General features: G+C 38.5%; 19 protein-coding genes. 7 read left to right on the top strand and 12 right to left on the bottom strand.

Annotation, left to right across the window (positions count from 1 at the left end):
* Positions 1-23: 23 nt before the first annotated feature.
* The 8 genes from AC27JL_RS05275 to dnaK all read right to left on the bottom strand — a co-directional run bounded on the left by AC27JL_RS05275 (position 24) and on the right by dnaK (position 7,219).
* Positions 24-1,490, bottom strand: a complete 1,467-nt coding sequence (locus AC27JL_RS05275; protein WP_487195013.1) for an SLC13 family permease — start codon at positions 1,488-1,490, stop codon at positions 24-26.
* 204 nt (positions 1,491-1,694) lie between these two features.
* Complete coding sequence (locus tag AC27JL_RS05270) at positions 1,695-1,958, bottom strand: CBU_0592 family membrane protein (RefSeq protein ID WP_008127470.1); 264 nt, start codon at positions 1,956-1,958, stop codon at positions 1,695-1,697.
* 149 nt (positions 1,959-2,107) lie between these two features.
* Positions 2,108-2,359 (bottom strand): hypothetical protein, encoded by a 252-nt coding sequence (locus AC27JL_RS05265; protein WP_008127468.1) that lies wholly within the window; start codon positions 2,357-2,359, stop codon positions 2,108-2,110.
* A gap of 110 nt (positions 2,360-2,469) precedes the next feature.
* Positions 2,470-2,847, bottom strand: coding sequence for a response regulator (locus AC27JL_RS05260; protein WP_006791700.1), 378 nt, complete (start codon positions 2,845-2,847; stop codon positions 2,470-2,472).
* A 56-nt stretch (positions 2,848-2,903) separates the two neighbouring features.
* The gene (locus tag AC27JL_RS05255) at positions 2,904-3,308 is read right to left on the bottom strand and encodes a DUF1761 domain-containing protein (RefSeq protein ID WP_039037633.1); all 405 of its coding nucleotides are present in this window, start codon (positions 3,306-3,308) and stop codon (positions 2,904-2,906) included.
* Positions 3,309-3,412: 104 nt separating this feature from the next.
* The gene (gene ybaK, locus AC27JL_RS05250) at positions 3,413-3,874 is read right to left on the bottom strand and encodes a Cys-tRNA(Pro) deacylase (RefSeq protein WP_487195012.1); all 462 of its coding nucleotides are present in this window, start codon (positions 3,872-3,874) and stop codon (positions 3,413-3,415) included.
* Positions 3,875-3,961: 87 nt separating this feature from the next.
* A complete protein-coding gene (gene dnaJ / locus AC27JL_RS05245) occupies positions 3,962-5,101 on the bottom strand; it encodes a molecular chaperone DnaJ (protein WP_006791697.1) in 1,140 nt (379 codons plus the stop codon).
* Between the two features lie 201 nt (positions 5,102-5,302).
* Entirely contained in the window at positions 5,303-7,219 is a 1,917-nt protein-coding gene (dnaK, locus tag AC27JL_RS05240; RefSeq protein WP_008126292.1) for a molecular chaperone DnaK, read from the bottom strand.
* Positions 7,220-7,467: 248 nt separating this feature from the next.
* Here dnaK and AC27JL_RS05235 point away from each other — a divergent pair, with 248 nt between their 5' ends.
* The 4 genes from AC27JL_RS05235 to AC27JL_RS05220 all read left to right on the top strand — a co-directional run bounded on the left by AC27JL_RS05235 (position 7,468) and on the right by AC27JL_RS05220 (position 12,207).
* Positions 7,468-8,283 carry a thioesterase family protein gene (locus AC27JL_RS05235; RefSeq protein ID WP_006791695.1) on the top strand — a complete coding sequence of 272 codons (816 nt, stop codon included), beginning with the start codon at positions 7,468-7,470 and terminating at the stop codon, positions 8,281-8,283.
* A 497-nt stretch (positions 8,284-8,780) separates the two neighbouring features.
* Positions 8,781-9,947 carry a paraquat-inducible protein A gene (locus AC27JL_RS05230; RefSeq protein ID WP_243534522.1) on the top strand — a complete coding sequence of 389 codons (1,167 nt, stop codon included), beginning with the start codon at positions 8,781-8,783 and terminating at the stop codon, positions 9,945-9,947.
* On the top strand, positions 9,944-11,599 hold the full coding sequence (pqiB, locus tag AC27JL_RS05225; protein WP_243534020.1) for an intermembrane transport protein PqiB: 1,656 nt from the start codon (positions 9,944-9,946) through the stop codon (positions 11,597-11,599). Before AC27JL_RS05230 ends, pqiB begins: the two co-directional genes overlap by 4 nt.
* Positions 11,599-12,207 carry a PqiC family protein gene (locus AC27JL_RS05220; RefSeq protein WP_487195011.1) on the top strand — a complete coding sequence of 203 codons (609 nt, stop codon included), beginning with the start codon at positions 11,599-11,601 and terminating at the stop codon, positions 12,205-12,207. Before pqiB ends, AC27JL_RS05220 begins: the two co-directional genes overlap by 1 nt.
* A gap of 340 nt (positions 12,208-12,547) precedes the next feature.
* Here the strand turns inward: AC27JL_RS05220 and AC27JL_RS05215 are convergent, their stop codons facing one another.
* Positions 12,548-15,433 (bottom strand): insulinase family protein, encoded by a 2,886-nt coding sequence (locus tag AC27JL_RS05215; protein ID WP_487195010.1) that lies wholly within the window; start codon positions 15,431-15,433, stop codon positions 12,548-12,550.
* A 170-nt stretch (positions 15,434-15,603) separates the two neighbouring features.
* On the opposite strand from AC27JL_RS05215, the gene AC27JL_RS05210 reads away from it, so the two are divergent.
* On the top strand, positions 15,604-16,020 hold the full coding sequence (locus AC27JL_RS05210; RefSeq protein WP_006791688.1) for an MAPEG family protein: 417 nt from the start codon (positions 15,604-15,606) through the stop codon (positions 16,018-16,020).
* Between the two features lie 52 nt (positions 16,021-16,072).
* Here AC27JL_RS05210 and AC27JL_RS05205 read toward each other — a convergent pair whose 3' ends face one another.
* Positions 16,073-16,822, bottom strand: coding sequence for a peptidylprolyl isomerase (locus AC27JL_RS05205; RefSeq protein ID WP_277055093.1), 750 nt, complete (start codon positions 16,820-16,822; stop codon positions 16,073-16,075).
* A gap of 221 nt (positions 16,823-17,043) precedes the next feature.
* On the opposite strand from AC27JL_RS05205, the gene AC27JL_RS05200 reads away from it, so the two are divergent.
* Together AC27JL_RS05200 and ushA are read left to right on the top strand one after the other, a co-directional pair.
* On the top strand, positions 17,044-17,214 hold the full coding sequence (locus AC27JL_RS05200) for a hypothetical protein (RefSeq protein ID WP_006791686.1): 171 nt from the start codon (positions 17,044-17,046) through the stop codon (positions 17,212-17,214).
* A 92-nt stretch (positions 17,215-17,306) separates the two neighbouring features.
* A complete protein-coding gene (gene ushA / locus AC27JL_RS05195) occupies positions 17,307-18,932 on the top strand; it encodes a bifunctional UDP-sugar hydrolase/5'-nucleotidase UshA (protein ID WP_008126271.1) in 1,626 nt (541 codons plus the stop codon).
* A gap of 26 nt (positions 18,933-18,958) precedes the next feature.
* On the opposite strand, the gene AC27JL_RS05190 is transcribed toward ushA, so the two are convergent.
* Positions 18,959-19,903: a hypothetical protein gene (locus AC27JL_RS05190; RefSeq protein ID WP_487195009.1), complete on the bottom strand. Its 945-nt coding sequence runs from the start codon at positions 19,901-19,903 to the stop codon at positions 18,959-18,961.
* On the bottom strand, positions 19,896-20,792 hold the full coding sequence (locus AC27JL_RS05185; protein ID WP_487195008.1) for a hypothetical protein: 897 nt from the start codon (positions 20,790-20,792) through the stop codon (positions 19,896-19,898). The genes AC27JL_RS05190 and AC27JL_RS05185 overlap by 8 nt, the downstream gene beginning before the upstream one ends.
* Between the last annotated feature and the right edge of the window lie 26 nt (positions 20,793-20,818).

Below are 20,818 nucleotides of genomic sequence, written 5' to 3'. Positions count from 1 at the left end.
TAAGATACAAACCGACTCAATTTTTAAAAATTAAATACTGTTTTTGCGAGCGTTATTGTTACAAGTGTAATTAATACGATAGCGACTAGGTTAAGTGCAAAACCTGCTTTGATCATATCGCGAATTTTAATTTTTCCCGAGCCAAATACAATGGCATTTGGTGGTGTGGCAACTGGCATCATAAACGCACAACTGCATGCTATAGCGGCAGGAATAACCCACACTAAAGGCGAGCCAAAAATACTTTCAGCAACTGGGCCTAATAACGGCAAAAAGCCCGCCGCAGTAGCTGTATTACTCGTGATTTCGGTTAAAAAGGTGATAAGCGCTACAACAACTACTATGCCCATAACTAACGGAATAGCACTCGCCCCTTCTATCATTTGTGCAATGTATTGCGCTAAACCAGAAGATTTAATCTGTGATGCTAACGATAAACCACCGCCAAATAATAACAATACGCCCCATGGCACTTTAGATGTACTTTGCCAATCTAAAATTCGCTCATCACTGCCCTTCTTAGCTGGCAAAACAAATAACAACAAGGCTGCTGTAATAGCAATAGCAGTGTCTGAAATGCTAAGACCCGATAAATCAGCTAATAGCGGTCTAAAAACCCAACATAACGCGGCTAGTACAAATACTGAAAACACACCTTTTTCAGCTCGTTGCAACGCACCGAGTGCAACAAGTTCATTTACAAACATAGCCTTACTGTCTTTAATGTTTTCTGAATTTTTATCAACTTTATAGCTGAATTTAGTAAGCCATATCCAACACACCAGTAACATCACAATTGCTAAAGGCACACCTAGCATCATCCATTGCCCAAAGCCTATTTCAATTTGGTAACTTTCAGATAAGTATGCTGCCATAAGCGCGTTAGGCGGTGTTCCTATTAACGTAGCAATACCACCAATGCTGGCACCATAGGCAATTGATAGCAGTAATGCTTTTGCAAATCCATCTTCACCAGAATCAGAGTGACTCACTAAGTGAATAATTGATAACGCGATAGGTAACATCATCACCGTTGTAGCCGTGTTTGACATCCACATAGATAAAAATGCTGTTACTAACATCATTGCTAAAATTTGTAAGCTCGGTTTTTTACCCGCATATAACATAGTGGTTAACGCAATTCGTTTATGTAACCCCCAACGTTCCATAGCTATTGATATTAAAAAACCACCCAAAAATAAAAATATAAGTGGGTGTGCATAAGGCGCCGCCGTAATTTTGATAGGCGCAATATTTACAAGTGGGGTTATTACTAGCGGTAACAATGAAGTTGCAGGAATAGGAACAACCTCAGTCACCCACCAAGAGGCCATCCAAAATGTTAAACCTGCGGTTTTAAAGGCTGTATCAGATAGGCCATTAGGTGGATCTAATAAACAGGTTAACAACATTACTATGGGCCCAAGCCAAAGCCACACGCTACGTATAATAGAATGTGTTTGATTAATATTATTTAGGTTGCTTACCATCACCGCGCCAAAAGCTATTTAACAGACGACACAGTAAAGAAGATAGTAAGGACTTGTCAAATGGATATCAGCCATAACCAAATTTGCATAGAGTTAAAGGCTTAGAGCATTTAGTAAGAGTGATAAGTGTAAGGCATCAAAAAATTAAGAAGGGCAATTTATAGAAACGCCGTAAACAAGAGGTCTACGGCGAACATATCAAAATTAACTAGTCGCTAATGCTGATCTATTTTTTATATACTTATATAAACCAATTAATGAGGCAGCTATCCAAAATATTTCTATCACAAAGCTTGCTAAATTAAAGTTATAACAAAGGCTTATTAATAATAAAATCGCCCCTGTTAGGTTCATCATGTTGTACGTCAAGCTGGTTGGTGTTGTTTTACCTAATTGAAGTAGAAAAAACGAGCCAACAACTAAAAATGTGCCTGTCATACCGATGATGTCAAATAAGAGTGCTATCACGAAACTATCCTTTATCCATTTTTAAATAACCCAAAAAACTGGCCCATTCCATGGGGAGGGTATTTTTCATTCATTGAAACAGCAAAACCGGGCGATCATAGCAACAAAGCAGTTTCAAACAAGGCCATATGTCCGCATATGTTTTTAGCTTATTTAAATGTAACTTTTCCACCTATCATTTTGTAGGCAGGTGCGCCGCGGATTAAAGCAGGTCTTGCAAAAGCCCGCTCACAACTTGGGCAAATACACGGAATTTTTGTGAAGTCTTGAGATATACGCTCTTTAAAACACTTAACAAGCGCCCCCTTCCCCCCTTTGCGATATTTAAAAAGTTGCGTTTTGCATGACGAGCAAAAAATATCAACGGTTTTTATAGGGCCTTTTTTGTTTGGTTGTGCCAAAACACCTCCGTAATTAATAATTATATTTAAGGTTAAATAAGATAAGTTTAATGAGGTAGCCCGTAAATTAAAACAGCCGTAGTGACTAGAAAGTATTTTAACCGCCCAGTTCATGACTTATTGGCAGTAGCTAAAACATGATTTAAGTGATCAGCGAGGCATTTAAGGCTAAAGGGCTTAACAATAATGCCTGAAACTTTAGCTGCGATTACATTTTTTATAGTTTTAGAATTATCTTCGCATGTCACCATCAAGACAGGAGTTGAGGTAAGCTGTTCGTCATTTCTTATTCTATTTAGTAAATCTTTACCGTCCATTTTGGGCATATATAAATCAGTGATGACCAAATCAAAAGACTGCTTTTTTAACAGTGTGAACGCCTGAATACCATCGGTCGCTTCAACAATATCAAGATAGTTTAGATTTCTAAGCATGTTAATTAATACATGTCGCATCAGTGGTATGTCATCAACAACAAGTATTTTCATATTATTTAGTTACCTGAATAAATAAAGAGATAGGCAATTTTTTGTTTATAAATCAATTATGGCCACCCGCCTAAAATTAATCCCATCAACGAAAATTGGCTTACATAGTAACCACTGTTTATCAAAAAAAGTTTTACTGGACGCTGCTCATAAAGATAACTTAAACCCAAAGAGCTGCTCACCCAAAATAAACCAATAGCAAAACCAGTCCCTACACTCAAACCCAAGCTCGACTCGTTACCTAAAAATATCGACAGTACAAATGCAGCCAAAAATGAAAGTAAAAACGTGCCAACACATACGCGTTTTTTATTAGCACTTTGTAAGTCAAGCTCGGTCAAGCCGCAACTTTCAAGCCAAGCTTGTCTAAATAATAAGTTTGAATACCAAACACTACTTAACGTAAACGACGAAAGCGCAGCAACCAGTATCGAAATAAAATTAATATCCGAAAAATTCATACAACACTGAAATTTCCTGAATCGTAACGTCTTTTTAATGTAGTTAATATTAACTAAAGCAGCAAATACTAAAGTGTAACCGACACATAAATAACTACAAACTATTAGAACAATGCAAACGTTGCTTTTGTTAACTCAGCTACATCGTCTATGGCTAACTTTAACTCCAAACCACGCTTACCGGCACTGACATATATAATTTCAAACTCACTAGCACTGCTGTGAATATATGTTTTAAGACGTTTTTTTTGTCCTATTGGGCTCACACCTCCAAGTATATAACCGGTACTTACATTTACTTTTTGAGGCGCGGCCAAGGCCACTTTTTTTGTTTTTGCCACTTTAGCAAGCTGTTTAAGATTAACTTGTTGAGATACGGGGGTGATGGCAACGATTAATTCACCTTCATGCGTTTCTAGTACAAGTGTTTTAAATACTTGCTCACTATTTAAATTCAGTTTTTCAACTGCCTCTAAACCATAGTGACCATAGTTTGCATCGTGCTCATAGCTCAGTATTTCGAACTTTATTTTTTGTTTTTCGAGCAGTGCGATAGCGGGTGTCATTGCATTCTCACTTTTTTAGAGGTGTTAGCAAATTTAAAGCAAAAAAAACGGCGCTGTAAAGCACCGTTTTTTTAAACAACATAATTTTTACTTTGTTAAGTCATCAAAAAACTTTTTAACACCATCAAAAAAGCCTTGCTCTTTAGGACGGTTTTTTGAGCTATCTGTGCCCATGCTTTCTTCTAACTCTTTAAGTAGTTCACGTTGGCGCTCGTTAAGATTGACAGGTGTTTCAATAACTACCTTACAAATTAAATCACCTTGTGCGCCACTTCGTACAGATTTAACACCTTTGCCACGCATACGGAACATTTTGCCGGTTTGCGTCTCTGACGGTATTTTAAGTTTTGCACGACCATCAAGTGTAGGTACTTGAATTTCACCGCCTAAACCAGATGTAGTAAAGCTAATAGGTACTTCACAATATAAATTGTTACCTTCACGCACAAATATATCGTGTTCTCTTACAGATACTTGTACGTATAAGTCACCCGCTGGTGCGCCATGTACTCCGGCTTCACCCTCACCCGATAAACGAATACGATCGCCTGTATCAACACCCGCTGGTATTTTCACCGACAACGTTTTAGTTTTTTCTACACGGCCTTGACCATGACAGCTGTTACAAGGGTCTGAAATAATTTGACCTTGTCCCTGACACGTAGGACATGTTTGCTGAACAGCAAAGAAACCTTGGCGCATTTGCACCTGGCCTGCACCATGACAGGTAGTACATGTTTTAGGTTTAGAACCCGCTTTTGCACCGCTTCCATCACAAGGGTCACAACTTACCCATGTTGGTACTTTAATTTCTACTTCTTTACCACGAACCGCTTCTTCAAGCGTTAAATCCATGTTGTAACGTAAATCAGAACCGCGTTGCTGGCGAGATTGACGTCGGCCACCGCCGCCACCAAAAATGTCACCAAACACATCGCCAAATACGTCACCAAAATCGCCATGGCCGCCACCAAAGCCGCCATGACCACCGCCACCGCCTTGTTCAAAGGCAGCATGACCGTATTGGTCGTACATCTGGCGTTTTTGATCGTCAGTTAGAATTTCGTATGCTTCTTTTACTTCTTTGAACTTGGTCTCAAGCTCTTTATCGCCTGCGGTACGATCTGGATGATATTTCATCGCTAAGCGTTTATACGCTTTTTTTATGTCTCGCTCACTCGCATCTTTGCTTACGCCGAGGACTTCGTAATAATCGCGTTTTGACATATCTATCACACTACTCTTTCTATTTTGCAGCGTAAGCTGCGGGATAAACCGATAAATCTAATCGATTTATCATTGAATTATGAACCTTAAATATATGCAAAAGGCGCGACAAGCTATTGCTCGCGCGCCTCATTTGTTCATCCTAACCTAAACACCTAACCGAGTTAAGTGTTTTTGGTCAGTTAGAAGCGTCGGCAACAATTACTTGTCGTCTTTTACTTCTTCAAACTCTGCATCAACAACGTCATCATCTTGCTTAGCTGATTGTTGTTGCTCACCTGCGTCTGCTTGACCTTGCTGTGCTTTAGCTTGAGCAATTTCCATTAACTTTTGAGACTTTTCAGCAAGTGCTTGCGTTTTAGCTTCAATTTCGTCTTTGTTGTCGCTCTTAATTGCAGCTTCTAAGTCTACAACTGCAGCTTCAATCGCTTCTTTATCTTCACTTGGTAAAGCATCGCCCGCTTCTTCAACTTGCTTACGTGTACCGTGAACCATTGCATCTGCTTGGTTACGAACAGCTACAAGCTCTTCAAACTTTTTGTCTTCTTCAGCGTGCGCTTCTGCATCACGTACCATTTTTTCAACTTCTTCATCGCTTAAACCTGAAGACGCTTGAATAGTAATTTTTTGCTCTTTACCTGTGTCTTTATCTTTAGCAGATACATGTAAGATACCGTCAGCATCAACATCAAATGTTACTTCGATTTGTGGTGTACCACGTTGAGCAGGACGAATACCTTCAAGGTTAAATTGACCTAAAGATTTGTTGTCGCTTGAACGTTTACGCTCACCTTGTAACACATGAATTGTTACCGCAGACTGGTTATCTTCTGCTGTTGAGAACGTTTGTGATTTCTTAGTAGGAATCGTCGTGTTCTTCTCAATAAGCGCTGTCATTACAGAACCCATTGTTTCAATACCTAGAGACAATGGAGAAACGTCTAGTAATAGTACGTCTTTAACATCACCTGCTAGTACGCCACCTTGGATTGCCGCGCCTACAGCTACAGCTTCATCAGGGTTAACGTCTTTACGTGGCTCTTTACCGAAGAAATCAGCAACTGTTTTTTGTACTAAAGGCATACGTGTTTGTCCACCAACAAGAATAATGTCGTTGATGTCGCCTACTGATAAATCAGAATCAGCAAGTGCACGTTTAAGCGGCTCTAGAGATTTAGTTACTAAATCTTCAACAAGTGACTCAAGCTTAGCGCGTGTTAGTTTCACGTTCATGTGCTTAGGACCTGTTGCATCAGCAGTTACGTACGGAAGGTTAACTTCTGTAGATTGTGCTGAAGAAAGTTCAATTTTTGCTTTTTCTGCAGCTTCTTTAACACGTTGCATTGCAAGTGGATCTGTTTTTAGATCTAAGCCTTGGTCTTTCTTGAACTCTGCTACTAAGTAGTTGATAACACGGTTATCGAAATCTTCACCACCTAAGTGAGTATCACCATTGGTAGCTAGTACTTCAAATGTGTGCTCGCCTTCAACTTCATCAATTTCAATGATTGATAAATCGAACGTACCACCACCTAAATCGTATACAGCAACAATGTTTTCACCTTTGTTTTTGTCCATGCCGTAAGCAAGGGCAGCAGCAGTTGGCTCATTGATGATACGTTTAACTTCAAGACCAGCAATACGACCGGCATCTTTAGTTGCTTGACGTTGTGAATCGTTAAAGTATGCAGGTACTGTAATTACCGCTTCAGTTACTTCTTCACCTAAGAAGTCTTCTGCAGTTTTTTTCATTTTTTTCAGTACTTCAGCAGAAATTTGTGGTGCAGCGCGTTTTTCGCCGCCCGCTTCTACCCATGCATCGCCGTTATCAGCTTTGATGATTTTAAATGGCATAATGCCGATATCGCGTTGTACTTCTTCGTCTTCAAAACGACGACCAATTAAACGCTTAATTGCAAATAATGTGTTAGTAGGGTTAGTAACCGCTTGACGCTTAGCAGATTGACCTACTAATGTTTCACCGTCTTGCGTGTAAGCAATGATAGACGGGGTTGTGCGATCGCCTTCCGCGTTTTCTATAACACGTGCTTTGTCACCATCAAGTACTGCAACACAAGAGTTTGTAGTACCTAAATCGATTCCGATAATTTTACCCATGAAACTTCTCCAACTTCAAAATTCGTTATACGTTAATTCGTTCGATGACTAGTAAATAGGGATGCCCTAAAACTAATTCAACTGTAAAAATGAAAAAAAATTCATTTTTTATGATTTATTTACAAAATAACCCCAATAATTGTAAGGAATGATGATTTTTAGAGCGTTTGACACACCTTTAAATACTGGCCTGACCAGTTTGGTTGTGTTATAAATTTATTAAATTGCACTTTTAAAGGATATTTCCCATGCATTTTGACCAACTACTTGAGCAAGCCGCTAAAATAGGTCAATCAGATAAAATCGAACAATCCGCACTTACCATGCAATTTCCTGAAAATTGGTGCCAAGGAAGAACCGCTTTTGGTGGTTTATCAGCTGCATTGTTATATCAGGCTATTAGAGGCAAAGTGAATAATGACCGCCGACTTCTTTCATTAAGTACTAATTTTGTTGGGCCTTTACTCGCCGACACCCCTTTTTCACTTTATGTTGAAGTATTACGTGAGGGTAAAAACAGTACACAAGTACTCGCTAAAGCAATTCAAAATGAGCAAGTAGCCGTAATCGTGCAGGCTTGTTTTGCTAAAAATAGAGAGTCAGCTATTAATGTTCCTGTTTCAAAGTCGTTAGGTTTAAGCCCTGTTAACGAGCGTTATACGTTACCCTTCATAAAAGGCCAAATGCCTGAATTTTTTCAGCATGTGGATTTGTGCCCACAGCAAGGCGCAATGCCTTTTACAGGGGCAGACACATCTCATTTAGGTGGGTGGATGCGACTTAAACATACACCTGAAACCATTACAGAAGCGCATGTAATTGCACTAACCGATGCATGGCCGCCCACATTGTTACAAATGTTTAAACAACCCGGACCAGCAAGTAGTATGTCGTGGTATTTAGAGTTTGTTCAGTCTCCCAATTTAACGCCTGGCGAGTGGCTTGGCTTTGAAGCAATTACGCATCACTCTAAAGATGGATATGGTTTAGAGGACGGGTGTATTTGGTCACAGTCAGGTGAGCTTATTGCTCTTACCCGCCAAACTGTTGCCGTGTTTGATTAGGGTCGGTTGAACTTTGCGGATTAAAATTTGTTCAAACTAGGGGGCTATATAATAGCGGCGCGAGATTTTTAACCTAGTGGGCTCGATAACTGCTCCTGCATTACTCTACTGGCTTACATCCATGTAAGAATAAGTAAAAACTGAGTAACAAAGAGTAAATAGCCCCTAGGAAGCCCCCCCTTGGGAAGCGCCTGTTTGGCATTAATGCTACGTTCTCGCCAATTTATGGGGAATAACCATACTAAATAGGCTCTTCCTTAATACTAAACAGACTCCTTCAAATTATCCTTGAAAGGTCAACAGACCTTAATATATAAAATGCATGCCAATCAGATACTTTCTGGCTTGGCCTGTATTCAAAATTAACAGTTCGCGTTGTATTACAGCTTCAAATATTGCAAAATCAAATAAATGCATTATTGTTTGGTACTAAATTGCAAACTGTTTGCCCCTGCTGTGACCTGATCATAGATATACCAAGAATTATCGCTAAGCAAATGGCGATATGCCCGCATTGCCATCATAAATTATGCGAAGCCAACGTTAACCACGATAATCGCATAGTGGCGTTGAGCTTTAGTGCTTTGCTAATGCTATTAAGTAGTATGTTTTATCCTTTTTTATCTTTTAGTAGTAATGGTATAACCCAAACTATCACCCTCCCCGACGCAGCCCGAATATTATTCAATTACGATAGTGAATTGTTAGGCCTTTTTATTGATTTAAGCATTATTGCCTTACCAATGAGTTTATTAATTATTTTAATACCCCTTCATTTAGGTGTTTTAAAAACATTGCCACAAGGCATTGCGCGTAGGTTGCTTAAGTTTACTTTGGCACTTGAGCCATGGATTATGTCTGAGATATTTTTAATTGGTGTTTTAGTCAGCATGGTTAAAATTATGTCTTTGGCTGATATAAGCTTTGGGGCAAGTTTTTGGGCTTATGCTGGCTTTGTTATTTTATACATTGCCGCTTTAGTACACTTAAATCGTCCAAGGTTATGGGCTCAAATAAAACCAATCAAAGTGTTAGAAGGTGCCGAGCACGCTAAACGTGCTATTGATGAAAATATTAAAGCCTGTCATGTGTGTCATCAGCTTTGTACAGGTAAGATCTGCCAGCGATGCCACACCAAAACACATGTACGTAATCCTCATAGCGTTCAAAAAGCAACTGCTTGGCTCATCACATCTATTGTTTGCTATATACCAGCCAACGTATTGCCTATCATGAATACAACAAGCTTGGGTGATGAAACCCCGTCCACACTTATTGGTGGGGTTATTTTACTTTGGAAAAGTGGTTCTTATCCCATTGCAGGTATCATTTTTTTTGCGAGTGTTGTTGTTCCTTTAGCCAAAGCATTTGTACTAAGCTTTTTGTGTATTATGGTAACAAAACCTGCAAACAGGCATACAAAAAGTTACACTAGGATTTACCAACTCACTGAGTTTATTGGTAAATGGTCAATGATTGACGTTTTTGTTGTCGCCATTTTAGTGGCTTTAGTACAGCTAGGTAATTTAATGTCAGTTACACCAGGCTTAGGCATTGCATTTTTTACCGTTATGGTAATATGCCAAATGATGGCTGCTCATTCATTTGATCCACGCCTTTTATGGGATTCACCTAAAAATAAATCATCAGAGACTAAAACATGACCGAAACTGCCCAAGTAACAGATGAACCAAGAATCTCTGCTATCTGGATTATTCCAGCCATAGCGCTTTTTGTCGGCGTGTGGATGCTTTATCAATATCAAGTAAATAAAGGCCCCACTATATATATTGAGATGCCGCAAGCCGAGGGCATTATTGCAGGCAAAACAGAAATAAAAGTGCGCAGTGTAAAAATAGGGCAAATAGACAGCGTTCGTTTATCCGACTCCCAAGACAGTGTGATTGCACGGGCTCAAATAGATAAAAGCTATGAAGACTTACTTACCGACGACGCAAAAATATGGGTGGTAAAACCACGTATAGATGAAACCGGCATAAGTGGAATGAGTACTTTACTCTCTGGGGTATATTTAGAATTTGCACCGGGCGAAAGTAATACACTTAAAGAAAATTTCACCCTGCAAGAAGAACCTGCATTAATAGGCAAAGACGTGCAAGGTGGTCGCTTTAAACTACTTAGTTATAACGCAGAAGTACTTGATGTTAGTACCGGAATATTTTTTAAGAATTATAAAATTGGCCAAATAGAAACCGCCACATTTGATTGGGAAAACCAAGCAATGAAGTACGGTATATTTATAAAAGCGCCTTACCAAAACTTAATTACCAACAACTCAATTTTTTGGGTCAACGCCGGTATAGAAATTGATTTATCTGCTGATGGCATAAATATTAATACAGGCTCTTTAAGTAAGCTTTTAAAAGGCGGAATTTCAGTTGGCTTACCCGATAACCAAACACCGGGGGAAATAGCTAACGATGGTCACAATTTCTCACTTAGCCAAAGCTATAAAGAAGCACTAGAAGAACGCTTTTACGACTTTGACTATTACATAATAGATTTTGAACAATCAATTAGAGGGCTCAGACCCGGTGCCCCTGTTGAATATCGTGGTATTCGCATTGGGTCAGTAGTTGAAGCGCCTGCAAACATAATTGTTAATGGCAAACCTGCTCACTTTAAAAGTGCAAACACGTCAGTACCTGTTCTTATAAAAATAGAGTACGGGCGTATTTATCACCACAGCGCAACAGCTAAAGACTTTTGGAAAGAAAGCTTAAAAGGCTGGATAGAAATTGGCATGCGCGCCTCTTTAAAGCCCGGAAATCTTTTAACTGGTGCAGTTTATGTTGATTTTGATATGTACCCCGATGCCCCAGAAGCGGAGTTTGAAAAACTGGGCCAGTATACCGTTTTTCCTAGTATATCGAGCGGAATTACCGTACTTGCCGATCAGGTTTCTGATGTATTAAACAAAGTTAATAATTTAAAAGTTGAAGAAAGCTTAGCCCAAATACAAGTTGCCTTTGCTGACTACCAGTCTCTTGCAAATGAAATGCGCACACTATTAAATGAAAAAGATACTCAAAATTTACCCGGTGATATAAATCGTAACTTTGCAAAAATGACCAAAAGCATGGAGCAATTTGAAGTGACCATGCGACAATTTGATAAAACAATGGCGAGTTATCAGGCTGGATCTGAATTTCATCATCAATTACAACAAACACTGCGTGAATTTAAGCGCTTAAGCGAAGAAATACAACCTTTGACACGCGGCTTAAATGAGCAACCAAACATGCTAATTTTTGACAAATCACTGCCCGCAGATCCAATACCAAGGAAGCAATAATGAAAACGCTATTACTCATAACAAGTTTGCTTTTAGTATTGTCGGGCTGTAGCTCAGCAATACAAAATGAGACTCAGTATTACCAATTTGAACAGCCTATTGATTCATCATCTCGAAATATTAGTGAAACCAACGCACAGTTGAGAGTGCAAACAGTTGTTTTAAGAGGCGCATTAAACAACTTAGGCATAGCGATGAAAATTGATAATAATCAAATTCATGCTGCAAATTATCATTTATGGGGCGAGTCTCCTGACGTTATGCTTACTGCCACTGCCCAACAAACTTTATTTAAAAATATGCCCTCTTGGATGGTTATTAAAGGGCTACCTGTAATAACCGAGCTTGATCAGCAAACATTTTATGAGCTTGAGTACGAAATTCACCATTTTAATGGTGATATGCAAGGCAATGCTGATATCTCTGGACTATGGCGCTTATATTATACTCACCCAGAAACCGGCCGCCGCTTGATTAGTGTGCATAACTTCTCACGCCTAGTGCCCATAAAAGACGACGGCTACGACGGTTTAGTAGCCACGCTTGAGCAAACGTGGCTAAACATAAACTTAGATGTAGCCAAAGCAATAGAACAAGCACGACTTTAATAACCATATATATCAATGGCGGTTTTATCATCACTAATAACCGCCTTGCCTACCCTGTTAAAATCTAACTTTAATAATAGACACTAATAAACATTGTTACTATCTGTATCACCATTTGCAGCAACGCGTTTTTTTATTCAGACTTCACCATGCTTACAGCACTACGTTCTCGTTGTAACTTAATGAACTTTGGAGTCATGCAATTACCTTACACATTAATAGCAGCATCGCTGGCTGTTATGAGTTTTAAAGCATGAGATAAGTACTTTGTAGATATTGAAATAAAAAAACCCCAATGTATCAGTACATTGGGGTTTATTTTTTGACTTATTTATCAATCTTATTTTTGTAACTTAATGCCATTGTAATAAGCGTCAAGTGTAGTGATTTTTGTTTGATTAGGTAAATCAGCAAAGTCACTTTCAATAAACTTAGTACCGCGCAGCTGCACATTTAAACGCGCAGCTTGTGGGTTTAGCATAGTTTGCTTGTAGTACTGTTTTATATCTGCAAGCGTTACTTTTTCTACTTCATTGATCAACTTTTGTTTTGAGTCAAAACTAAAGTTTTCTCGGTACCAATCGTTAATTAAAGGACCCATTTCATCATTTAAGTTTTTAGGTTGCTCTTTAAGTGACACCAAAGTCGCATTTTTAAGCTGTAAAAATGTGTCTTCTGTCATGTTATCGAGCTCTACCGCGTACTCTTTTTTGAACTGGTCGAAGCGAGCTTGTACTTCTTTAGGCCCTTTTACAGGGGTTTGTATGAACAAACCAACAGCAGAATAATCTTCGATTGAGCTTGCAATAGCACCTACTGCATAAGCGAGTTGTTCTTCTGTTCGCATTTTGTCAAATGCGATTGTTCTAAAGTGATCGCGTAATACAGCAGCTTGAGCCTTTTGTTTGTAACCCGGTATTGGGTGAACGGTCATATCAACCACGGCAACATCGGCTACATCTATATCCTTTTGTAATACTAACGTTTCACCCGGTTGCGGCAACCACGCTTTACTACGAGCAAACTCGCTCACAGTATGATTTTTAGGTAAAACGGCTGTTAACTCACCAGCTATTGACTCTATATCTTGCTGGTTATAATTACCGTAGCTAAATACACGCAAATCATTATTAGAGAATGTGGCTTCTTTTAACTTTGTAAGATCAGCAACAGTTAATGTTTTTGCGGTTTTGATTAATTCATCAGTATCAAAACTGCCTGTACGTGTTAGCTTAGAATAAGCACCAAACGCTTGAGCATAAGGAAATTGCTTTTGTTGATTCAATAAGTCACGCGTGTAACGGTCAATAGCTTGCTCGAACGCTTGCGAAGTAACCTTAACGTTTAATCCACTCAAAGCCTGTTTAAGCAATACATCTTGCTTATCAGTGAACCCATTAAGTGATAATACAAGCCCATTACTTGGTGCAAGTCTAACGCCCATACCGGCTACAGCAGCTTCAGTGCTTAATTGACTTTGCTGAATGTTATATAAATCTGCCCAAACAGAGTAAAGCACTTCAGCACTTATGTCGTTCAGACCCGGTTGTGTATTTATATAAACCTCAACGAGCCCTTTAGGTTGCTCAGCAAATTTTTGACTTGCTTGACGCCATACTTTTACGCCCTGCTTATCGAAAACAAGCTCTGGGTGTTTTTGCTCTTTAAATTCAGCCGTTTTAATTGCAAAACTTTCAGGTAATAAGTTGTTCACACTAGGAAGCGCTAATTTAAACTCACTTGGCTTATTCCAGCTTGCTATTTCATCATCACTAATGTCATTTATGCGGTATTTTCCGTCGTAAAAGTATAATTGAGAGTCTGTTTCTTCTTGTTGTGAAATGTACCAAATACGCAGTGAATCTGCGTTGAGCTGGTTTAGCACATCATTAACGGCGTCAGCATCAAACTTTGCATAGTGGTAAGGTGCGTTAATCGTGTGATTAAGCGGGTAAACTTGCATGCTGCCTGTTAGAGCACTCACATAGTTAAACTCGTCGCCCTTCTCTAAAAATTTAAATTGGTTATTAAGCGAGGTACGTATTTCGTTAAAGTACTTGCTATCAACCCCTTCTTTTTTAATTAAATCAATGTACTGCATAACCACTGCAACAATTGCTTCGCGGTTTTGCATACCTAAATCAGTAAGCTCAATATCAACCGTTAAGGCACCATAGTTTGCATATTGTGTTGGAGAGGCTGATGCCCCTAGCTGCGAAACCCAACCCTTATCTCTTAGTATTTGTGCTGGGCTACCCGGCATTTCATTGCTTAATAAATATGAAACAAAACGGTTAGGTTTAACAGCAAACTCATCACTGTTGTTGGTAATTGTAAAATCAAGTTTTAACTGTTTTACATCTTCATTTGGCGAGTAAAATACGCGTTTACCGCCCGCTTTATCAAAATCTAAATTAGCAGTAACACTTGGCTTTTCGATGTTTTTATTTTTAATGTCAGCGAAGTATTTTTGCGCTTTTTGTTCCATATCGGCGATTGGCAAATTAGAAATAAGTGCGACTTTCATAATATTTGAAGAATAATATTTATTGTAAAAATCAACGGTTTCTTGATGAAGCGAACTACCTTCTTTATCGCCTAGTGTTTCTAGGTTACCAATTAAAAAGCGATTTGCCGGATGCTCACCCATCATTTTACGCGCTAATTTAAATTGGCCAAAGAAGTCCAGTTCGCGGCGCATAGACCACTCAGCATTCACTGCGTTTTTTTCTTTTTCTGTGTATTCTGGGTATAACTTAGGGGCTTTAAAAAAGTCAGAAAAGCGGTCGAGCCCTTCATCAAACGCATCGTTATTTATTTTAAACATATAGTTTGTAATTTCGAGCCACGTGTAGGCGTTGTGCGCTCCGCCATTTTTGGTCATAAAATCTGAATACCCTTTTGTATCAGGGTAACGTTCTGTGCCTAAAAACAGCATATGCTCTAAGTAATGCGCCATACCCTGCTGAGACATAGGATCATGAAGTAAACCCACACCTACACTTAGTGAAGCAGCAGACTTTTCTGCGCTTGGATCAGACACTAAGATAACCTCAATTTCGTTAGCAAGCTTTAGTGTTTTATATTCTCTATTATCATTTGGGCTAACCACTAAAGTGTCTGATAGTAACGAGGCTTGTGGCGAGGTTGCTACTGATGAAGATGTATTAGAGCAACCGCTGAGAACAGCGAGTGCGATGGCACTGAGACAAATAATTTTTTTCATTTTATTTCCATTAAAAGCATGATGCAAAAAAGGTTATGCTAGTTCAAAAGCAGGTTTGATAATATAAACTAACACTTTGTACTGAATACTTTCTAGCAGTTAACGCTTTTTTGTGTAACACATTGTGAAAAATGTCTGCATACTGACTAAAACAATAACAAGGAACTACAATGGAAAAAATAATAATACTTGCCATGTTTGTGCAAGTCACCCTGTCTTTGGCTGTAATGATTATTATGGGGAGAAGACGCTTTGCAGCAGCTAAAAATAAACAGTTAAACTTAAACGATTTTGCAACGATGCGATTAGATAACGCAGGTGACCATGTAAGGGTTGCGGATAGAAACTTTACTAACCAGTTTGAAATACCCGTTTTATTTTACGCTGGTTGCTTGTTAGCTTTGCAATTAAACAGTGCAAGCGTTGTGGTTGCAATTTTGGCCTGCGTATTTGTAATAACACGCATATTACATAGCATTATTCATTTAGGATCAAATAACGTAAGAGCTCGATTTAACGTGTTTTTAATTGGCTGCGTGTCTGTATTTGCGATGTGGCTTGCGATGATTTGGCGGCTATTTATTTAATATAGGGCGCAGCTATATAATAGCTGCGCTGTTTATATTGCTCTGAATGAGGTTACTTCTTCTTTTTAAGGCGTGGAACAGCTAGTAAAAAAGCACCCAGTAACCATATTAGCGCTCCACCCGAGCTACCATCTGAGCTACCAGAGTTATCCGCGTCAATCAGTGTATTTTCAACAACGGTCAATCCGGCTGCCGAATTAGGATCGTCATCTAATACAGTAACGCTCTGGATTGTCACTAAATTAGCACTACTAATAGACACATCACTGCTCGCACATTGCTCTGTTGTTATATCGACTACTGGTGTTTCACCGCAATGAACAAGGGCCGCAATTTTATCAAGCGTTTCCTGACTTTCTGCTGTGATTTGTCCAAACACTGTAAACCCACCATTTTGCGTATCAAGTGCCGCACTTCCCCCACTATTATTAGCCATATTAAAAAACCACTGGCTAGTAGCACTATTAGGGTTGCCCCCTAACTTAGCCATGGCAATAGTACCTTTAACATTAGAAAATACAGGTTCATTGATAACAGCAGGTTTAGTTGTTATTGGGTCAAGTGTGTCTGAAAATGTAAAACCACCGCCTTGAATTACAAAATTGTCTATTGAACGATGAATAACTGTTTCATTGTATGAGTCATCTTGCACATAACTTAAAAAGTTTTCTACGGTTTTTGGTGTTTGCTGGTCAAATAAATTAATCTCAATTGTGCCTTGGCTAGTTTGCATTTCGACTATGGTTGCATGGCTAGCAAAGCTTAATGAAGCGAGCAATGAACACAGTAAACGTTTTTTCATGTTAGATCCTATTATTATATTTATTTAAAAATAAGTTTTGTTTAGGTTAATGCTACACATTAAGAAAATCGATAGCATTAAGATAGTTGATACAAATTAGACCGTTCTGGTAACATTTCAATTACACAATATTGATTTATATTTTCTATGAATATGTAAACCGAGTAAATGTTTAACTTTGCTCATTGTTAATTATTAAATAACAGAGATAACGGATACACATGACACACACACCACACACAATTTGCGACTTTGGCCTACACAAAGGCGAAGCATACACCAAACTCCCAGCAAGCTTTTTAAATTGGATGGTTGCTACAAAACACGAAAAGTCACATTACGCTAGCCAAGAACTCAAACGCAGGGAAAATGCGGCTACGAGTCGTAATTAGCCAAAAATATAAATATCTGCCTTTTTTATATTTCAAACTAGTTTAAACTAGCCACCTACAACATTAAGTACAACTTAATACACAGGTATTTTATGCGCATAATTTTTATTTTTTCGATCATTTTGGGTGTACTGGGATGCACATCTGCCACAACTAATGAAAAAACATCTTCTACACAATACTTAACCGTTCTTCATACTAACGATAATCATGGTCGCTTTTGGCATAACGAAAAAGGCGAATACGGTATGGCTGCTCGCAAAACACTACTGGATCAATTACGTAGTGAAGCGAAAATAAAAGGTCATGCAGTTTTACTGCTATCAGGTGGCGACATAAATACAGGTATACCAGAATCTGATTTACAGCATGCAGAGCCTGACTTTAAAGGGATGTCTTTACTCGGCTACGATGCAATGGCATTAGGTAATCATGAATTTGATAACCCACTTAGTGTTTTAGCCAAGCAACAAAACTGGGCTAACTTCCCTCTCTTATCGGCTAATATAGTGGAAAAGTCGTCAGGTAAGAACGCTTTTGACGCCTATAAAATATTTGAAAAAAATGGCTTAACTATTGCCGTGATAGGTTTGACTACAACCGATACAGCAAAAATAGGAAACCCTCAGTACATTGGTCACTTAGAATTTAAAGACCCTGTTCCAGTAACAGCCAACCTAGCTAAAGAGATAAAAGCAAAATACAACCCAGACATTACTATTGCTGTTACTCACATGGGTCATTTTATTGATGCTAAACATGGCATAAACGCACCGGGCGATGTAACACTTGCTCGCTCATTGCCTGCTAATACGCTTGATATGATCATAGGTGGCCACTCACAAGAGCCTGTGTGTATGGCATCAGAAAATGTAAACGATGATAGTTTTAAACCTGGCTTAGCTTGTAATCCTGATCAGCAAAATGGCACGTGGATAATGCAAGCCCACGAGTGGGGAAAGTACGTTGGTAAGGCTGAGTTCAAATTAGAAAATGGTGAATTGAGCCTACTTGATTATAAATTAATGCCAGTTAATTTATATGTAGAAAAAACACAAGCTGACGGCACATTAAAAGAAGTACTTGCGAACGAATATATTAAGCCAGACCCGTCATTAAAAGCGTTTTTAGCTAAATACCAAGCGATTGGTGCTAAACAAATTGAGGGGACTATTGGCTCTGTTGATGCAAGATTAGAAGGTGATAGAAACAAAGTACGCTATCAACAAACAAACCTTGCTCGCGTTATCATCCAAGCACAAATGAATGTGGTAGGTGCAGATTTTGGGTTGATCAGTGGCGGTGGTATTCGCAGCTCAATTGATGCCGGTGAAATAAGCTATAAAGACATATTAAAAGTTCACCCTTTTAAAAACCGTATAACGTATATGGATTGGCAAGGTGCTGAACTATGGGACTACTTAAATACAGTAACAAGCTTCCCAGCAGACGCTGGTGCTTACTTGCAGTATCACAAGCTTTCGTTTGACCGCAAAAATGGTAAGCTTACAAACGTATTTATTAACGGTAAACCGTTCGATAAAAGTAAAACATACCGCATGAGTTTAAATAGCTATAACGCATCGGGCGGTGATGGTTACCCAACTATAAATACGCTAAAAGGTTTTGTTAGCACTGACGAAACTGACGCCCAAGCACTTAAAACATTTATATCGCAACATAGTCCAATAAAAGCGGCTGAGTTTGCTCCTAAATAAACACGGTTAATAATAGGGAAGTAATATTACTTCCCTATTATTTCAACATTTCCCTTTGCAATATTTATGAGCCCGTAGCTGTGCAGACGAGAGCGAGAGCCTTCTCCATATGCTTTTGGAGGGTAATAAATCTCTTTTTCCTCAGGATATTCATTCAAAACGTCGTCAAGCGAAGCCCTTATTTCACTCAACGTTTTTTCAAGGCTATTATTGAAGTTCGGCCGTTTCCTTATCGTATGCCCTAGCTCTGTTAATCGGGAAAAATACTTGTTGGCAAGTTCAATAAGCTCATCGGGTACATTTTTATTATGATTTAAAATAACATCACCATTAGCTGAACAATACTCAACAAGGGCTAGGTAAAAACACAATGGTTTATTAGCTAATTGAACGCTGTGCTCTTTATCATAACTATGTGAAAGTGTTTTATTGCGTAAATCAATTATGACCGCCAAAGGCATTGGCATTGATGCAACGGAGTTAATACTCTTGTTTAAGCTTAGCTTGCTTTTCTTACTTTCTACCACTTTTAACCACACAGCAACAAAGAGACTGATAAGTAAAAAAAACAAAAAGAAGATTTTATTACTAGGTGTCAAGTAATGCTCATCTACACTAAAAATAATATTCACAGGGCCTTCACTCGTCGCTAAGCTACTGATAAATTGCTTTGCCTTTAAATCGCTGTGAGCAATCTCGCCTGTACTGATATCGATGACACGCAAGTTACTCATTCTTAGATAACTATTTAGTGAGTCAATATAGCCAACTAAAGCATCTTTATTACCTGCATGCTTATACAGTTCATTTGGCAAATCGAGTAATGGTAAATCTAGTGCAATTTGTTTTTCAATTTGGACCTTTTGCTGCTCGCTAACACGCTCGGTTTTATTAATCATAGATATATAAAACACTAAAGAAAGCATTAAAAAAACACATAAGGACACTGCAGAAAATTTAAGCCTACTCATTATTTTCACCTACCTTAAAAACAGCTGTATTATTCTCACATTGCCAAAAGGGCGAAACATTTTGATAATAATGAAGTTCTTGGTCTTTAGACATAGCCATTAGGTGTTCTTGTACAGCACATAACAAATCTGTGTTGTTTTGTTGCATTTTCAAGTACCAACGTGTGCCTGTTATGTTATTACTTAATGGGGTGATATAGTTTTTCGAGAAACGGTCTTTATCGTTTTCTTTCCAAAACGACGCAATAATATCTACTTTACCGTTGGCTAATAAATCTCGTAGTTCATTATGGGAACTTGCGTACAAAATATTTAAATTTGCAATATTTATATCGAGATCTTTAAAGACCTGTTTTGGAAGAATATGCCCAGAGCGACTTGTTGGGTAATCAAGCAGTCCTATTTTTTTGTCTAAAAAATAAGACTTTGAAATAATTGGCTTTTCTTTTGAAGATATAAAAAATGCAGTGTAATCAGAAAAACCAACAACGGGCATATAATCATAGGTAGATTCAGCTTTAAAAGCCGCCATAATGTTGTTTTTTGCGAGTATAAGGTCTGCAATTCCTTTACCTACAAACTCTAAACTGTCTGATGTTTTATACCCCCAATACCCTACAACCACCCCGTACTGTTTAGCAACGACATTATCATCACACAACTTCTGTGTAAGTTGCACTGCAATATTTTTAGAGGGTGTAAATACAATAAGCTCATTATCGTTTGCGGTCGCTGTTGTACGACATGTTGTTGATGTTTCAATAAGTACAGGAAAAACGAGTTCATCGTTATTTACAATTAATTGACCACACACCCAAGCAAAAACCATTACTATAAACAAAAATGTAACAATTGAAGTTTTATGCAATACCGTATTTTTAATATTCAAGCTAAAGACATCCTAAAATACATTAC

Source organism: Pseudoalteromonas sp. 4NS20-0020 (assembly GCF_057554385.1).
This window is presented reverse-complemented; position numbering and strand designations above follow the sequence as displayed.

What these genes read in the sequence shown, in the direction of transcription:
- AC27JL_RS05190 (WP_487195009.1), bottom strand. Translation starts at nt 19,903, where the DNA reads ATGAGTAGGCTTAAATTTTCTGCAGTGTCCTTATGTGTTTTTTTAATG.
- pqiB (WP_243534020.1), top strand. Translation starts at nt 9,944, where the DNA reads ATGACCGAAACTGCCCAAGTAACAGATGAACCAAGAATCTCTGCTATC.
- AC27JL_RS05275 (WP_487195013.1), bottom strand. Translation starts at nt 1,490, where the DNA reads ATGGTAAGCAACCTAAATAATATTAATCAAACACATTCTATTATACGT.
- dnaJ (WP_006791697.1), bottom strand. Translation starts at nt 5,101, where the DNA reads ATGTCAAAACGCGATTATTACGAAGTCCTCGGCGTAAGCAAAGATGCG.
- AC27JL_RS05230 (WP_243534522.1), top strand. Translation starts at nt 8,781, where the DNA reads ATGGCGATATGCCCGCATTGCCATCATAAATTATGCGAAGCCAACGTT.
- AC27JL_RS05220 (WP_487195011.1), top strand. Translation starts at nt 11,599, where the DNA reads ATGAAAACGCTATTACTCATAACAAGTTTGCTTTTAGTATTGTCGGGC.
- AC27JL_RS05255 (WP_039037633.1), bottom strand. Translation starts at nt 3,308, where the DNA reads ATGAATTTTTCGGATATTAATTTTATTTCGATACTGGTTGCTGCGCTT.
- AC27JL_RS05260 (WP_006791700.1), bottom strand. Translation starts at nt 2,847, where the DNA reads ATGAAAATACTTGTTGTTGATGACATACCACTGATGCGACATGTATTA.
- ushA (WP_008126271.1), top strand. Translation starts at nt 17,307, where the DNA reads ATGCGCATAATTTTTATTTTTTCGATCATTTTGGGTGTACTGGGATGC.
- AC27JL_RS05200 (WP_006791686.1), top strand. Translation starts at nt 17,044, where the DNA reads ATGACACACACACCACACACAATTTGCGACTTTGGCCTACACAAAGGC.
- AC27JL_RS05210 (WP_006791688.1), top strand. Translation starts at nt 15,604, where the DNA reads ATGGAAAAAATAATAATACTTGCCATGTTTGTGCAAGTCACCCTGTCT.
- AC27JL_RS05205 (WP_277055093.1), bottom strand. Translation starts at nt 16,822, where the DNA reads ATGAAAAAACGTTTACTGTGTTCATTGCTCGCTTCATTAAGCTTTGCT.
- AC27JL_RS05215 (WP_487195010.1), bottom strand. Translation starts at nt 15,433, where the DNA reads ATGAAAAAAATTATTTGTCTCAGTGCCATCGCACTCGCTGTTCTCAGC.
- ybaK (WP_487195012.1), bottom strand. Translation starts at nt 3,874, where the DNA reads ATGACACCCGCTATCGCACTGCTCGAAAAACAAAAAATAAAGTTCGAA.
- AC27JL_RS05235 (WP_006791695.1), top strand. Translation starts at nt 7,468, where the DNA reads ATGCATTTTGACCAACTACTTGAGCAAGCCGCTAAAATAGGTCAATCA.
- dnaK (WP_008126292.1), bottom strand. Translation starts at nt 7,219, where the DNA reads ATGGGTAAAATTATCGGAATCGATTTAGGTACTACAAACTCTTGTGTT.